Annotated in this window: 17 protein-coding genes; 9 read left to right on the forward strand and 8 right to left on the reverse strand. The window is 54.5% G+C overall.

Translation table 11 applies throughout. The annotated features are described in order from the left end of the window. Positions 1-10: 10 nt before the first annotated feature. Positions 11-1834 carry a DNA helicase RecQ gene (gene recQ / locus FMM01_RS12870; protein WP_150392786.1) on the forward strand — a complete coding sequence of 608 codons (1824 nt, stop codon included), beginning with the start codon at positions 11-13 and terminating at the stop codon, positions 1832-1834. Here recQ and FMM01_RS12875 read toward each other — a convergent pair. Then, positions 1797-3416, reverse strand: coding sequence for an ABC transporter ATP-binding protein (locus FMM01_RS12875; protein ID WP_190973370.1), 1620 nt, complete (start codon positions 3414-3416; stop codon positions 1797-1799). The genes recQ and FMM01_RS12875 overlap by 38 nt on opposite strands. 97 nt (positions 3417-3513) lie before the next feature. Between FMM01_RS12875 and FMM01_RS12880 the strand changes: the two genes are divergently transcribed. Next, complete coding sequence (locus FMM01_RS12880; RefSeq protein WP_150392788.1) at positions 3514-4494, forward strand: helix-turn-helix domain-containing protein; 981 nt, start codon at positions 3514-3516, stop codon at positions 4492-4494. 13 nt (positions 4495-4507) lie between these two features. Here the strand turns inward: FMM01_RS12880 and FMM01_RS12885 are convergent, their stop codons facing one another. Beyond that, positions 4508-6121: an ATP-binding cassette domain-containing protein gene (locus tag FMM01_RS12885; RefSeq protein WP_150392789.1), complete on the reverse strand. Its 1614-nt coding sequence runs from the start codon at positions 6119-6121 to the stop codon at positions 4508-4510. A 112-nt stretch (positions 6122-6233) separates the two neighbouring features. Between FMM01_RS12885 and FMM01_RS12890 the strand changes: the two genes are divergently transcribed. The 5 genes from FMM01_RS12890 (at position 6234) to ssb (FMM01_RS12910) (ending at position 9117) form a co-directional block, all read left to right on the forward strand. Next, positions 6234-7211 (forward strand): helix-turn-helix domain-containing protein, encoded by a 978-nt coding sequence (locus FMM01_RS12890; protein ID WP_150392790.1) that lies wholly within the window; start codon positions 6234-6236, stop codon positions 7209-7211. Between the two features lie 152 nt (positions 7212-7363). Beyond that, entirely contained in the window at positions 7364-7657 is a 294-nt protein-coding gene (rpsF, locus tag FMM01_RS12895) for a 30S ribosomal protein S6 (RefSeq protein WP_027828812.1), read from the forward strand. Positions 7658-7689: 32 nt separating this feature from the next. Further along, positions 7690-8277: a single-stranded DNA-binding protein gene (gene ssb / locus FMM01_RS12900; RefSeq protein WP_063516798.1), complete on the forward strand. Its 588-nt coding sequence runs from the start codon at positions 7690-7692 to the stop codon at positions 8275-8277. Positions 8278-8320: 43 nt separating this feature from the next. After that, the gene (rpsR, locus tag FMM01_RS12905) at positions 8321-8560 is read left to right on the forward strand and encodes a 30S ribosomal protein S18 (protein ID WP_027828810.1); all 240 of its coding nucleotides are present in this window, start codon (positions 8321-8323) and stop codon (positions 8558-8560) included. A 119-nt stretch (positions 8561-8679) separates the two neighbouring features. Then, positions 8680-9117 (forward strand): single-stranded DNA-binding protein, encoded by a 438-nt coding sequence (gene ssb, locus FMM01_RS12910; protein WP_027828809.1) that lies wholly within the window; start codon positions 8680-8682, stop codon positions 9115-9117. A 67-nt stretch (positions 9118-9184) separates the two neighbouring features. Here the strand turns inward: ssb (FMM01_RS12910) and FMM01_RS12915 are convergent, their stop codons facing one another. The 5 genes from FMM01_RS12915 to FMM01_RS12935 form a co-directional block, all read right to left on the reverse strand. Then, positions 9185-9805 carry a hypothetical protein gene (locus FMM01_RS12915; RefSeq protein WP_150392791.1) on the reverse strand — a complete coding sequence of 207 codons (621 nt, stop codon included), beginning with the start codon at positions 9803-9805 and terminating at the stop codon, positions 9185-9187. 165 nt (positions 9806-9970) lie between these two features. Further along, positions 9971-10171, reverse strand: coding sequence for a cold-shock protein (locus FMM01_RS12920; RefSeq protein ID WP_027828808.1), 201 nt, complete (start codon positions 10169-10171; stop codon positions 9971-9973). A gap of 330 nt (positions 10172-10501) precedes the next feature. Beyond that, the gene (locus tag FMM01_RS12925) at positions 10502-11515 is read right to left on the reverse strand and encodes a hypothetical protein (RefSeq protein WP_150392792.1); all 1014 of its coding nucleotides are present in this window, start codon (positions 11513-11515) and stop codon (positions 10502-10504) included. After that, positions 11502-12020, reverse strand: a complete 519-nt coding sequence (locus FMM01_RS12930; protein ID WP_150392793.1) for an RNA polymerase sigma factor — start codon at positions 12018-12020, stop codon at positions 11502-11504. The genes FMM01_RS12925 and FMM01_RS12930 overlap by 14 nt, the downstream gene beginning before the upstream one ends. Positions 12021-12132: 112 nt before the next feature. Further along, positions 12133-12909 (reverse strand): sulfite exporter TauE/SafE family protein, encoded by a 777-nt coding sequence (locus tag FMM01_RS12935; RefSeq protein ID WP_150392794.1) that lies wholly within the window; start codon positions 12907-12909, stop codon positions 12133-12135. Between the two features lie 110 nt (positions 12910-13019). Between FMM01_RS12935 and FMM01_RS12940 the strand changes: the two genes are divergently transcribed. Further along, entirely contained in the window at positions 13020-13616 is a 597-nt protein-coding gene (locus FMM01_RS12940) for a TMEM175 family protein (RefSeq protein ID WP_150392795.1), read from the forward strand. Next, complete coding sequence (locus FMM01_RS12945; protein ID WP_223849947.1) at positions 13606-14385, forward strand: hypothetical protein; 780 nt, start codon at positions 13606-13608, stop codon at positions 14383-14385. Before FMM01_RS12940 ends, FMM01_RS12945 begins: the two co-directional genes overlap by 11 nt. On the opposite strand, the gene FMM01_RS12950 is transcribed toward FMM01_RS12945, so the two are convergent. Next, positions 14370-15395 carry an NAD-dependent epimerase/dehydratase family protein gene (locus FMM01_RS12950; RefSeq protein WP_150392796.1) on the reverse strand — a complete coding sequence of 342 codons (1026 nt, stop codon included), beginning with the start codon at positions 15393-15395 and terminating at the stop codon, positions 14370-14372. The genes FMM01_RS12945 and FMM01_RS12950 overlap by 16 nt on opposite strands. Positions 15396-15467: the final 72 nt, after the last annotated feature.

The following is a 15467-nucleotide window of genomic DNA, read 5'->3' on the forward strand; positions in this document are numbered from 1 at the left end:
GGCACGTACAATGGGGGAAAAGAACAGGAGGATCACTTTAGCAAACACAGAGGCAGAACAACTACTGCAAGAGAAATTCGGGTACGATCACTTCCGGACGGGTCAGGAACAGGCCATTGACCGGGTGCTGGCGGGGGCTAACACGCTGGTGATCATGCCCACCGGCGGCGGCAAGTCGCTGTGTTACCAGATTCCAGCGCTGCTGCTGCCGGGGTTGACGGTGGTGGTGTCGCCTTTGATCGCTTTGATGAAGGACCAGGTGGATGCGCTGAACGATAACGGCATCCCGGCGACCTTTATTAATAGTGCCGTCGATTTTCGGGAGATCGACGAGCGCCTGCGCCAAGCGGCCATGGGTGAAGTGAAGCTGCTCTACGTGGCCCCGGAACGCTTTGAGTCCGACGAGTTCGTGGCTGCGTTGAACGGCATTCAGATCAGCCTGCTGGCGATTGATGAGGCCCACTGTATTTCCCAGTGGGGCCACGATTTCCGGCCCAGTTATTTGGCGCTGGCCGCGGTGCCGGAACGGCTTACCAGCCATCCGGCGGTAATCGCGCTGACGGCCACCGCCACACCGCGGGTGGCCCAGGATATTCGCCAGCGGCTGGGGATTCCGGCCGCCGGGCTGATCAATACCGGCTTTGCTCGGGATAATCTGAGTTTTCAGGTGGTGCGGGATCAGGATGAAGACAAGTATCTGGTGGACTATTTAAAGAAAAACCCGGATCAGTCCGGGATTATTTATGTGAGTACACGGAAAGAAGTTGATCGGCTCTACACGCTGCTCGCCCGGAAGAAATTGCCGGTGGCCCGGTACCATGCCGGCATGGCTGATATGGACCGGGCAGCCAGCCAAGAAGACTTCTTATTTGACCGCAAACCGATTATGATCGCGACCAACGCGTTTGGCATGGGTATTGATAAGAGCAACGTGCGTTTCGTCATCCATGCGCAAATGCCCAAAGATCTGGAATCCTACTATCAGGAAGCTGGCCGGGCCGGGCGGGATGGGCTAGAGAGTGACGCTATTTTGCTATTCAAACCGGCGGACGTGCAATTGCAGCATTTCTTCATTGAACAATCTGATGCCGACGAGGCCCATAAGCACCTGCAGTATCAAAAATTGCAGACGATGATCCAGTACGCGAATACCGATCAGTGCCTGCAACAGTTTATTCTGAGTTATTTCGGTCAAGAAGATACTAAACCTTGCGGCCGGTGCAGTAATTGTTTGGATACTCGGGAAGCGGTGGATGTGACAACGGATGCCCAGAAAGTGCTGTCCTGTGTGGTGCGGGTGCATGAACGGTTCGGCAAAGTCGTGATTGCTCAGATTTTGGCGGGGGCTAACAACCAGCGTATCCGCCAGTGGCGCTTGGATGAGCTGTCGACTTATGGGCTCATGCAGCATCAGCGGCAAAAGGAGATCAGTACGTTCATCGACTTCTTAACGGCTGGGGGCTGGCTGGTCACTAAGGGCGGCCAGTATCCAACACTGGCGCTGACCCAAACTGGAGCTGCTGTGCTGCGCGGGCAGGAGAAGGTGTTCCGTAAGACGGCCATCAAAGCCCGGAAGAGCTTGCCGGCTGACGATGCCACCTTTGAAGCGTTACGCCAAGTCCGCCGGCAACTGGCGGAAGACACCAAGCTGCCGCCTTACATGATCTTCCCAGATCAAACGCTGAAGGCGATGAGCAACGAGAAACCGCAGATCTTAGAAGAGATGCTGGCCATCAAGGGTGTGGGCGAAATGAAGTTGGAGAAATACGGCCAGATTTTCTTAGACGCGTTGACTGCTAAGCCGACTGTGCACTCAGCTGATCCAGGTGAATAACCCGGTCATACTGGGCCTGCACTGCCGCGGGGACCTGGTGGCCGACTTCAATCAGTGTTTCCGGTCCGCTGAGAAATTCTCGGCGGACTTGATCGGCCAGCTGATCATCCAGAGCTGACGTGGCTTCATCGGCTAACAGCACCGGTCGCTGGCGCAGCAGTGCCCGGGCAATTTCGATCCGCTGAATCTGGCCGCCGGAGAGGTTTTGGCCATTTTCGACGACTTGGTAGTCCAGGCCCTTGTCCGCGACCAGAGTACTTAACCCGGCGGTCTGAACTGCCGTCATCACGGCGGCGTCGGAGAACTCTGCCCCCAAAGTGATGTTGTAGCGCAACGTATCATTGAACAGAAAAGGCGTTTGTTTCACGAGCCCAAAATGTTGGCGCAAGGCGACCCGATTCACTGTGTTGGCCGGGATACCAGCCACGGAGTAAGTACCGCTGGCTAACGGGATCTCGCCTTGTAACACCCGGAGCAGCGTGGATTTACCGAAACCGGAGGGGGCCATGAGCAATACTTTCTCTCCGGGGGTGATGTGCAGCGTGATGTCGTGCAAAATGGTCCTGTTCGCAATCTTCACGGTGGCGTGCTCAATCAGTAAACTGTTAGCGGCAGTCTGCGGCAGTGCCTGGCCGGCATCCGTGGCCGTCGCCATGGACTTTTCTGCCATGCGGATCCGATTCAACACCGGTTTAGCGGCATTCCGCTGGTTATAGGCATCAAGTGCATCCAGCAAGGGATTGCGCAGGTCATTCGATAACTGCACGATGCCCATGAAACTTGCCAGGGTCAAAGTTCCTTGGATGACACGCCCCATGCCCAGGCCATAGGGCAGCAAGACACCCAGGACCATGAGCGCGGTGAGACCGCTGGCGGACACCGTACCGATCAAAAAATTCATGTGGAAAAGTCGGTTCTCCAGCGTTTTAGCTAATGTCCCGGTACGTTTTTTTACCGCTCCGTTGGCTTGATAGGCCCGCGCAGTATCCAACCCGGCTAAGAAATCCTTCAGTTGCCCTGTCCAAGCGGCATTCGCCTGCGACCAGTGTTGAGACGCACGACTGATGGTTTTTTGCGTCAAAGAGGAAATCCCCATGGGGAGCAGATTACCGATAAAGAAAGCAAGAGAAATAAACCAGTCCAGATAGAAGGCGCCGATTAGCGCACCGACAAACGTCAGCATATCCCGCAGAATAAATAGTTCGTTGAGGATGCCGTTAGTCTCTAACAGCTTCAAGTCATTCGTCATTAACGAAATGCTCTGGCCGCTATTTGTCGTGAGTGGCGCGTCGTCTACCAAGTATTGAATCAGTAAGGTTTTGACTCGCAGATTGACGGTGCGGACGATAACCGCCCGCATGGTTTTAAGAAGCCACTGAGCAACCCCCCAGGAGACGAATATGCCTAGCCCCAACTCAACGCTGCTCATAAATAACGAGGTATTCCGCGTAGTGGCGGCCGTAAAAAAGCGGGTCGTAATCCAGGCGTTTCCCACATTGCTGATACTCGAGAATATGCTGATCAGCAGATAGAGGCCAATCTGCCATTTTTTGCCATAACGCCAAACAATCATTGTCATCATGCCTTTCTTAACTTGTGGCTCCAGTGTAGGAAGAATAGAATGGGCGCGAGCGGCAAATGTCATATATGACCGTCCAGGCTAAGAAGGTGGGGATAAAATGGCTGAATTGGGTGCTACCGTCCGGCAGATACGCCAGAACAAGGGATTGACTCTGGCTGAGGTGGCCGATGAGCAGGTGACGGCCTCGTTTCTTTCAAAATTTGAGCGCGGCGTGACGGATATCAGTACGGATCGCTTTCTCCATGTACTGGATCGGATCTTCACGACACCGGAAGAATTCTTCTACGTTCATTTGGGCCCGACAGCAACCAAGACGTGGGGCCAAGACGGTTACTATAACCGCAACACGATGTTTCGCCGGTTGTTTGGTCAAGGCTTGCACCTCACGTCGAAAGCAGAGGAACAGCAGACTCTGGCCGATGTTACGGCTCGGGAACAAGCCGGCTTTGCCCGGTATCAGAACGCGCCAACATTGATCAATACGTTGTACTGGCGGGTGCAGCAAGTAATGAAGCAGGAAGTCGTGAGTGTTTTGCATGATGAACCGCTTTTTATCAAAAAACATAGCACAGGCGAGTATTCTCGCGAGGCTATGCATTATTTGTACAATGTGAATGATTGGGGCGAATTTGAACTCTACGTTTTTGTCATTTTCGCGGCAGCGATGCGACCGGATGATGAGCGGCGGCTGTTTCAAGTGGCGCTCAAGCGCAGTCAGAAATACAGCAGCTTCCCCGCAGCGCCTAAGCTGCGGTTCCATCTGATCTTCAACCAGCTGTTTCTAGAAATGAACCGGCAGGCGTATGCCGTCGTTGCTGAGGAGCTGCCTCAATACGCAGCACTGCTCACCGCGGATCCTGATGCGGAACAGGAGATCTGGTATCGGTTTATTCGGGCGTGGTGGCTTTATCGAACCGACCATCAGGTGGAAGCGGCGGCGCTGGGTGATAGCACAGTTAAGCTGGCCACGACGCTCCGAATGACGAAAATGGCCCAATTTGTGCAATCTGAATTAGCAGTCGTCGCTACCCACGGACCGGAACATGACTTTTCGTTCTTCCAGCAAGTGGTGGAATGAGTGCCACGATTATTTAGGCAGATTGCGCGGTACTGATCTGGTCCAGGTGAATAACCCGGTCGTACTGGGCCTGGACCGCCGCCGGCACCTGATGCCCGACCTCAATTAATGTTTCCGGTCCGCTGAGAAATTCCCGACGCACTTTATCAGCTAATTGATCGTCTAGGGCCGACGTGGCTTCATCAGCCAGCAGGACCGGCCGTTGACGCAGCAGCGCCCGGGCGATTTCAATCCGCTGGATCTGGCCGCCGGAGAGGTTTTGGCCGCTTTCGACGACTTGGTAGTCCAGTCCCTTATCCGCGACCAGATCACCCAGACCGGCGTCAGCGACGGCGGTCATCACGGCCGCATCGGAGAACTCCGCGCCTAACGTGATGTTGTAGCGTAACGTGTCATTGAAGAGAAACGGTGTCTGTTTGACCAGACCAAAGTGTTTGCGCAGGGCGACTCGATTGATTTTCGCCGCCGGGATACCCGCCACGGTGTAGTGCCCGCTGGCCAACGGGATCTCGCCCTGCAGGACCCGCAACAGCGTCGATTTACCGAAACCAGACGGCGCCATGAGCAAGACTTTCTCCCCCGGCGTAATCGTCAGATTCACATTCTGCAGAATCGGCTTGTCGCCAATTTTCACAGTGGCATTCTGCATGACCAAATCACCAGTGGCAGTTGGCACTAAGTTCTCGCCGTCGTCGGTGGTCGCTGTCAGGGCAGTATTTGCCTCGTTGATCCGCTTCAGCACAGGCTTTGTCGCGCCCCGCTTATTATAGGCGTCTAGCGCCTCCAGCAGCGGATTGCGCATATCATTGGACAATTGCACGACCCCAATGAAGCTGGCCAGCGTCGACCCACCGATGATGATGTGCCAGACCCCAACGCCGAAGGGGAATAGCACACCCAGTACCAGGGCAAAGACCATCGCCACCGCTTGCACCGTGCCGATCAGAAAGTTCATGTGGAACAATCGGCCTTCCAGCGCCGCCGCTAGAATACCGGTGCGTTTCTTCACCGCGCCGTTGGCCTGATAGGCCCGGGCCGTGTCCAGACCAGCGAGAAAGTCCTTCAACTGCCCGGTCCACGAGGCATTGGCCGCGGACCATTGCTCGGAAGCGTGGCCGATCATGCCCTGGGTCAGGGCAGAAATCCCGGCCGGTAGCAGATTACCGACGAAGAAGGCCAGCGCCGTCAGCCAATCGAATGCAAAGGCCCCAGCGAGGGCCCCGATGAAGATCAACGCATCGGTTAAAATCAGCAGCTCGTTGGTAGTGCCGTTCGTTTCCAGCAGCTTCAGGTCATTCGTCATGAACGAAATATCCTTGCCGCTATCGGTGGTCAGCGGTTCATCATCCACCATGTAGCGGATCATGACGGCTTTGATCCGCAGATTCACCGTGCGGATGATCGTCGCGTTCATCACCATTAACAACCACTGCGCCACGCCAAGACCAATGAAGATGACCAAGGCCAAGGCCGCACTGGCCAGAAACATGTTCAAATTTCGGGCGGTCGCTGCGGCAATGAACCGGGACAAGATCCAGGCCATCCCCACATTAACTGCGCTGGCTGCTAGACTGATCACCAGGTAAAGCAGTAACTGCCATTTCTTCCCATAACGCCATACAATCATGATTAGCCACTCCTTTTATCGATGTTGTACCTCCATCTTAATTGGGATAAAATGAGAGCGAATGAGAATTGTCATATAAGAACAATTTTCTTCGGAAAGGAGGCGCAAACCCATGGCTGCGTTGGGTAAAACAGTTCGCCAAATTCGGAAAAATAAAGGACTCACGCTCATGGACGTCGCAGATGATCAGCTGACGGCGTCCTTCCTCTCAAAATTTGAGCGGGGTCTCGCTGATATGAGCACCAATCGTTTTTTGCACCTGCTGGACCGTATTTTCACGACGCCTGAGGAATTCTTCTACATTCACAATGGGACGCCGACTGAGAAAAAGGGCAGCAAAGACGGCTATTACAGTCGTACAGCCATGCTGGATCGCTTATTTGGTAATTACCTGTCTCTGGATTCGCCAGCGGATATTCAACAAACGCTGACGGATTTGACCCGCCGGGAAAAGGCGGCCGCGGCGCAATATAAGGCGGCCCCCACCCTGCTGAATGTGCTCCATTGGCGGATCCAGCAAGTCATGCGGCAGATGATCACGCGCCTGGAACAGCAGCGGCCGCTGACCAGCCTGAATAATACCGGCCAGTATTCTGCGGAAGCCCAGAATTATCTATACAATGTCAGCGATTGGGGCGAATTTGAACTGTATGTGTTTACCTTGTTTTCGCTGGATATGCCGGTAGCCGACGAGCGGCGGCTCTTCAAGGTGGCGGTGAAGCGGAGCAAGAAGTACAGTACGTTTCCCGGGGCACCGCGCCTGCGGTTTGACATGATTTTCAATCAATTATTTTTGGAGATGAATCGGCAAGCGTACCCGGTGGTGGGCGACTACTTGGATCAATACAAGGCCGCGCTAACCGCGGAGCCCAATGCTGAACACGAAATTTCATACCGTTTTATTCGCGCTTGGTGGCTGTATCGGACCGGTCAACGGGATGCGGCGGCTACAGTCGGGCAGAGCGCGATTCAACTGGCGACGGCCCTGCGCATGACGAAGCTGGCTCAAGACGTTCAGGATGAATTGACCCAAGTGGCCACCCATGCGCCAGCGGAGGACTACAAGTTTTTCCGGCAAATCATTGAGTAGGGCGGGTTGTGGCGGTTCCGTATTTATGGTAAGCTATCAACTTGTGAGTATCGAACTTTTTTGTGTTCTAACGAATTTTCAGAAATGTTTTTAATACTCTCCTTGCACGTGGGAAACGCGTGCCATTAAGTCCATAAGGAGGTGCAACAGTCATGGCAACACACTACGAAATTACGTACATCATCAAGCCGGATATCGACGATGATGCCAAGGCCGCTTTGATCGAACGGTTCGACAAGGTTCTGTCCGACAACGGGGCAACAGTAGATGATTCCAAAGACTGGGCAAAGCGTCGTTTTGCTTACGAAATCAACCACTATCGCGAAGGTACGTACCATATCGTCAACGTCCACGCGGACGACGATAAGGCCATCAACGAATTCGATCGGTTAAGCAAGATCGAGCCGTCAATTTTACGGCATATGATCGTTACCCGAGAGGATTAATTAGTTAGAACTCAAAAGGAAGGAGCTTGCATATGATCAATCGTGTGGTATTAGTGGGTCGCTTGACCCGGGACGTTGATCTGCGCTACACCCAAGGCGGCACGGCTGTTGGCCGGTTCACCGTGGCAGTAACGCGGAACTTCAAGAATTCCCAGGGCGAGCGGGACTCCGATTTCATCAATTGTACGATGTGGCGGAAGGCGGCGGAGAATTTCGCTCAATTCACCCGCAAGGGATCGCTCGTCGGCATTGATGGCCGGATTCAAACTCACAGCTATGAGAATCAGCAGGGCCAACGGGTCTTCGTCACCGAAGTGGTGGCCGATGACTTCGCCTTGCTGGAACCCAAGTCGGTCACCGATGCCCGGCCGCGGGATACTGGCAGCGACAACCAAGGCGGCAACCCGAACCAGGGTCAGCCTTACGGTGGAAACAACCAGTCCTCCTACAATGGCGGTCAAGGGAATAATCAGAGCCAGCCTCCTTTCAATCAGAATAATGGTAATTCTGCGGCCCCCAATGCGAATAGCGGGGCGCCGAAGAAGGATGACTCCTTATCCGATCCATTTGCGGATAACGGCCAGCCCATCGACATCTCTGATGACGATTTACCGTTCTAACTAGCTGAACGTACAGATAATTCACGAGAAAGGAAGGATTTCCATGGCAGGACAACGTCGTGGTGGCCGTCGTCGCCGTAAGGTCGACTTCATCGCCGCTAACCATATTGAATATATCGACTATAAAGATACCGAACTGTTGAAGCGGTTCATCTCCGAGCGGGGCAAGATTTTGCCGCGTCGGGTTTCTGGCACCAGTGCCAAGAACCAACGGAAGATCACCATCGCTATCAAGCGGTCACGGATCATGGGCTTATTGCCGTTCGTTTCTGAGGAAGGCTAAAGCTGATAGTGAAGCGTCCATCAATTTGTTGATGGGCGCTTTTCTTTGCCTCTTTTGCGTAATGTAATGGTGTGGCCGGAAAACGGCGACACATTCAGACACGTGAAGGAGAGGGTATCATGATTAATCGGGTAACGCTGGTGGGCCGCTTGGTGCGGGATGTGGAGTTAAAGTATACGCCGGGCGGAACTGCGCGGGCATGGTTCAATCTGGCAGTGACGCGTAATTTTAAGAATGCCAACGGTGAACGGGATTCTGATTTTATCGAATGTACGGTATGGGGCAAGTCGGCGGAATCATTTGTCAACTTCACCTGCAAGGGTTCTCTGGTGGGAATTGAGGGCCAAATCCGGACACGCAGCTATGAGAAAGATGGTCAGAAAGTTTACGCCTCGGCAGTCTCGGTGGATAGTTTTGCTCTCCTGGAATCAAAGGCCATAACTGACGCCCGGCGTGCTGGCCAGCCAGTAACAACTGCTGGAAAAGACGACAACGTCTTCGTCGCCGCGGGCAATGGCGAAAACATCGACATCGCCGATGACGACCTGCCATTTTAATTCCCGTTAACGCCAAACGTCCTCAAGCACCAGCCGATTCGGCGGTGCTTGAGGACGTTTTTGTATGTTACTGCTGATAAACATACAAGTTGGTCGGTGTTTCGACGAACCAGTGGGAATTCCACTGCAAATATTCATCCATAATGTCGTGGTCTTCCCGCACCTGTTCCGGCCGGAGGGCGTACTGCTTGAGCGGTTTAAGGGTCTTGCCCTCAATGACCAGTTGGGGTTTGTTGACCAATTGCTTGGCCAGTTGCGCCCCGCTGGCGTCCGTGACGTTTACGTACAGCCATTCGGTCGGGCCTTTGCTCTCGAAGCGCGGGCCGTCAGATAGGATGTAGACAGTAGGCAGCCGCGCGCCGCTTTTGGCCTCGGCACTGGTGATTTGGTAAATATCCCATGCCGTGGTATTGATCCGAAGAATGCGGTCGGTTGGCTGACTGTTGACGGCGGAGGATTCCGCCGCTGAAGAACTGCTTTGACTGGTTGAACTGCTGCTCGTACTGGTGTCGCTGCTGACCTGCTTACTGCTGGTCGACGCAGACGAACTCTTCTCACTGCTGCGCTTGTTCTGGCTGACCTGACTGCTGGTACCACTGGCTGCGGCATCCTGATTGGTGTTGCCGCACGCGCCCAGCACCCCTGCTGCCAGCAGCGCCAGCGCCAATACACTAAGACGTTTTTTCATGATTCTTCTCCGCCTTCCCCGTTGTGACTGCGCTTCCACTACTTCAATTATACGGGAGCGGGGAAGGAAAGTGGCGGCGAGCGTACCGGCTTAGGCGGAATTTAACAGTCGGGAGACAAAAAAATCCCCTGAGCTTGCGCCCAGGGGATTCGCACTAATCAGAGATTAGTGCTTAACAACGTTCGTAGCTTGCGGGCCACGATCGGATTGTTCAACGTCGTAGGATACTGCTTGGCCTTCGTCCAAAGACTTGTAGCCGTCGCCTTGGATAGCGGAGAAATGTACGAATACATCCTTGCCGTCGTCACCAGTGATGAAGCCATAACCCTTGTCAGCGTTGAACCATTTAACTGTACCGTTTTGCATGTAGATAAATCTCCTATTCAAAAAACTAAAGTAACGTTGCACCAGGTAATCGAAAAAGGAAATCCATCGTACAAGACAAAACAAGTTCCGCTTCTTGATTACTTGAATAGTGTACCACGTTTTTCTGGAAACACCTAATTTCTTTTTGCGATGGGATTTTCAATTCGGCAAAGTGTGGCACGAATCGGTACATTGGGGTAAAATTAGTATCATCTTGATGCCATAAGGAATCTTGATACCAAATAAATTTATCTTGATCCCATAGGAATCTTGATACCGTTAGACCGCCTTGTCGGAAAGCAGGGCGGTCTTTTCGTTTGGGCTGCTGCGTTATTGTAACGGGATGGTTGTTTTCCCAATTTGTACTTGGACGGGGCCTTTGATCGATGAACTGGTGAGAGCAAAGGGCGTCGTCACGCGAATTGTACCATTATGCAGATTAGTCATTGAGATTTGCGTGGGTGAGATACTGTGGTTATTGATGATGAGTTCGGTCGGCGGTTCTTTTTCTTTGCCCAGTGATGCAGGATAGACGAAGTTGAGCACACTGCCCGCACGGCTTGTCTGGAGCGTGGCCGTGATGGTGTCGTGGCTGCCAGTGAGTGTATGCGTCGTGTCACTGACCGGATCAATGTGAAATTCCCAATCGCCAGTATAAACCTTGCCGTCAAGATAGAGCCGGCGGATATACACTGTTGCTGGTGTGTTAGCCGGGTTGCCAGATTGGACCTCATTGATAGACAAGGTCTGACCTTGCTGGTGAACAGTAGTGAGCGCTGGACCAATGGCAGTTTCTGGAGCCTCTGGGTCAAATACGGCGGCGATATTTTTTTGTTTAGCCCACGCCAGATCGTCCTTGGCCAAGGTATCATCATGGAAACCAGGTGTTGTTAAGGTGCCGCCAGCTTGCCAAATCAGATCCACCGCCGTCTTGGGAGTGTCTGGTGCCGATAAGCTTTTCGGCAATATAAGGGTAAAGCCATACCCATTCGGATCGGCATAAGCTTGCTTCAGCGTCAGTGTTAAGCCGTTGTTAGTCTGGGTTTGTGCCGCTGTGCCGGGGACACTGGGCGGGGTGAAAGTCGTATTTTTGAAACTGTTCGGTACTTGGTCGATATTAGACTGAACGGGGCTCAAATAGTGCCAGCCAAGCCCAACAATGAGGGCCAGACCCAAGGCGAGAATGACCGCTCGCGGCACCCAGCGCCAGCGATGTTTAATTGGCAGCGGCGGCAATTGCGGTGTTTCGTGAATTTGTTCCAGGGCTTGCTGGATCGCTTTGCGGCTAGCGTCAGAAACTGGCCGCTCAGATAAGTTTTGCAGTGTTTGGTCAAGCTTGGTCATGGTGAACCGCTCCTTCCTCAGTGGTAAGCAACGTTTTGAGCTGGGCCCGGGCGCGGCGCAGATGGGTCCGCACTGTGGCGGCCGGTTGGTCTAATACCAACGCGATTCCTTTGGTCTTCAGACCGACGTAATAGTAGAAAACCAGGGCTTCTTGTAATTCATGGGGTAATTGATCGATGGCGGCAATCAAGGCTTGCTGATCCGGTGGGGCCGTTGCCGGCAATGTTTCGGACAGCGGTGCGGCTGTTGTGTTCCGCCTGAAGCGTTGCACTTCGTTAATCAGAATCCGGTAGAGCCAAGTGTTGAAATAACGCGGTTCTCGGAGCTGGGGCAGCTTTTGCCAGGCACGCAGGATCGTTTCTTGGAGGACATCAGCCACATCGGCTTCGTTGCGCAGCAAGCGCCAGGCGGTATTGTACAGAATTGGCTGGTATTCGGTAATCAGGGTGGTGAAAGCTGCTTCGTCCCCTTGTTGAGCAGCTTTGACTTGGTTTCTTGGCACCATGGGCCCACCTCATTTCTCGTCTTGATTAGAACACCCATTAGACCGGCGGACCAAGGAAAATGTTTCAAATATAAAAAAAGATTGCGGCCAGCACCGCAATCTCGGGAATTGTTTAGAAATAAGCCTTGATAAACAAGTCGATCGCCAGGCCAAACGCCGCCAGGGCAATGACCACCCGCAGCAGTTTCACCGGCACCCGCCGGACGATGGCCGGGCCCATGTAGCCGCCAATCAACAGGCCCAGCCCCAGCGGAATGACCAGCAGCCAGGCAATATGGGTGGTGAAGGCGTAAATCACTGTCGCAATCGCATTAGAGGCAAAACCGGCGACATTGCGTTCGGCGTTGATCACTGTGAAGCGTTCGGTGGAGATCATCGCCAGGATGGCCAGCATGATAACTCCGGCCGCGGCACCGAAGTAGCCGGAATAGGCGCCGACAAACACCATAGCCAAGATGACCAACGCCTGCTGGCCCTTGGTGGCCGCCCGGGGGCCTGTAGCGGCAGCTAAATCAGGGTTCTTCGGAGCCCGGCCGCTCGCCAGTAACAATACGCCGGAAGCCCCGATGAAGAATGGGACGACTTTCTCAAAACTGGAAGCCGGGGCCAGCAGCAGGACAGCACTCCCGATGACCCCGCCAATGGTCACCAGGATCAGGATACGGCTGAGTTCGACCCAGTGGCCCTTCAATTCCCGCAGGGATGAGAAGGTGGCGCCGATGCCGGTGAAGACCAGGGCGGCGGTGTTGGTCACGTTGGCGATGACTGGCGGGATGCCGATCATCAGCAGTGCAGGATAAGAAGCCAGGGACGCTAAGCCGGCAATCGTGCTGAGCAAACCAGCGATAATGCCAGCAGCGAGAAGGAAGACGAAGTGGGTGAGGGTCATGAGTGGGACCGCCTTTTCTGAAAAATAATCGTTGGGTTTATTCTGGCACCATCTGCGGGCGGCCGCAACTGCTGGGCGGGTATAATAGGGAAGAAAGAGGGGGCAGCGGGATGTTTCAGAATTCGCATAGTCGGCTAGTCGCTATTTCCGATGGCGTCTTTGCCGTGGTGTTAACGCTGATGGTGCTGGATATCGATGTGCCCGAGCGGATCACTTGGGCCACGATGAGCGCGACGGGGTGGAAAGTACTGCTTTACATGATCAGCTTTGGGGTGGTCGCCCAATACTGGATCTATCATCAAGAGCTGTTCCACGCCATCAAAGAACCGACCATTCAATTGCTGGTCTACAACTTTATTTACCTAGGCTTTATCTGTTTGACGCCGTTTGCCACCAGCTTTCTCAGCGATCATCCCCGGGAGCAGGCTGGGGCGCTGATGTTTGCCGGGGTGATCTTCCTCGTTGACGCCGTGCAGTTTATTCTCTTCCGGCTGGTGATCCGCGCTGGCGGCGGCCGGGCGCAGTTAACGCCGCATGATCAGGAGGAGTATCGCGGGGCGGCCACGATGCTGATCATCAGCGGGGTTTATATCGTGGTCGGACTGATCTTGTCGCAATGGCTACTGCTGGTGATTGTTTTGGGGCTATTCGGCCGGACGGTGCAAACACATCTATGGCGGCGGTGGGCAGCGCGTCATGGGCAGTGAACCAGACCAGGACACGGCGGCATTGGCCGCCCAAACCAGCACGCCCGCATTTCACCGAGCCTTAAAAGCGGCGGTCCAAGCCGGCCTGCCCCAGGGGGTGCAGCTGGCGGCGGCCAACTATGCCCGCTCCAGTGCCAGTTCGTATTGGCTGCTGCGCTGGTCCAGCGCCGCAATGCCTCCTATCTGGCTCACCCTGCGCATCGCGACCCACCCCCACTGGCTGACCCATGTCCAGCAGGTTGAAGTGGTGCGGCCGGCGCTGCCGGACTTAACCGGCCTCTCGGCGGCCGTCCGCCAAGCATTGGCCAGCCCGGCGGCGGCCGCTGCCCGGTATCAGTTCACGCCGCTGGAATTAGCTGTTTTGCGCCAGCTGCTGGTCCTGGCCGATCACAAGCTGGTCTGGCTGGTCCAGATGACGCCGGCCATCGCTGCCAGCCACAAGGGCCGCTCCTTTGATTTGCAGAACGACTTTCGCCGCCTGCCGCTGTTTCTGGGCGACCGCAACAACGTCAACAACTTGATGGTACCCGTGTCTGCGCCGACTTTTCAGGACAAATTGATCGACTTTTTCGGGGCCAACCTGCTGTTTTCCCAGTTTTCCAGTCATTATATGTTGAAACTCCTGCCCACGATCCAGTGGCTCAAGCCAATGCTGGCCGCGGATGCGCGCATTGTCCACTGGCCGCCGCAGTTGGCGGCGGCGTATGGGAAGGATTTTATGACGACGGTGGCGCAGACAATTCATCGCGCCGATCACAACACCCCATAGTGGGCCATGCTGACTAAGGTGGTTTGCAGGGTATCTTGAATGCTGCCGAGCGGTTCCCAGCCCAAGACAGTCCGGGCCTTTTGATTGCTGACATGATGATTGACCCGCAGTAAGAGATCCCCTTCTTTCGCCGTGCGGTTGAAATGAGCGGCCAAATGCAGCGCCCAAACCGGCAGCGTGTGTCGCGGCAGCTTATCTGCAACTGTTGGGACATACTGCCGAATGACCGCGGCCATTTGCGGCATGCTGATCATGCCGTCTGCGGCCGCAATAAAGCGCTGGTGATTGGCGGCTGGAGTTTGCATGGCCAAAATGTGCAATTTTGCGACATCCCGGACGTCAACGATGTTCAGCGCGATGGGCGGTACGACCTTGAGCGAGCCATTCATTAGGTTGGTGAGAATGGAAAAGCTGCCAGACAGGTGGGCGCTTAATGCGGGGCCAAGAATGGCGACTGGATTAATCGTGGCGAATTCGAGATGGTTGTCCGGCGCATCAATCAGTTGCCAGGCCGCCTTTTCGGCCAATAATTTGGACTTTTCGTAAAGCGACAAACCAGGCTGGTCTGGATCGGTCCAGTCGGCTTCGGTGGTCACATGCTGCGGATCAAGGTTGCTGAACCCCACTGCGCCGAAATTAGCGGTCATGACTAAGCGGCGGACGCCCGCCGCTTGGGCCGCTTTGATCACCCGTTGGACGCCGTCAATCGCGGGGCGCATGGCCGCAGCTGCGTCTTGGGGATGATCCATAAACACGGGGGAAGCGACGCTGAACACCCCTTCAATATCGGCCATGGCAGCGGCCCAGCCGGCGTCTGTGTTCAGATCAGCGACGGCGAAGCTGAGCCGATCCAAGTGCGGAATATGGTTGTCGACCATAGTTTGTCGGACTTGATCGGACTTCTCCAGGGAACGCACCGTGGTCCGGACAAACGCGCCTTGGGTGAGCAATTGGGCAATGAGGTGCGCACTGAGAAATCCGGTGCCGCCGGTTACGAGATAGTGAGTCATAAACTATCGTCTCCTTTAATTGACAATTGTGTTTACCTTAAACCATCGAGTATACTCTAGGGCAAGGATTTA

Origin of the sequence: Schleiferilactobacillus harbinensis, assembly GCF_008694105.1 — a bacterium.
Classification (GTDB): Bacteria; Bacillota; Bacilli; order Lactobacillales; family Lactobacillaceae; genus Schleiferilactobacillus; species Schleiferilactobacillus harbinensis.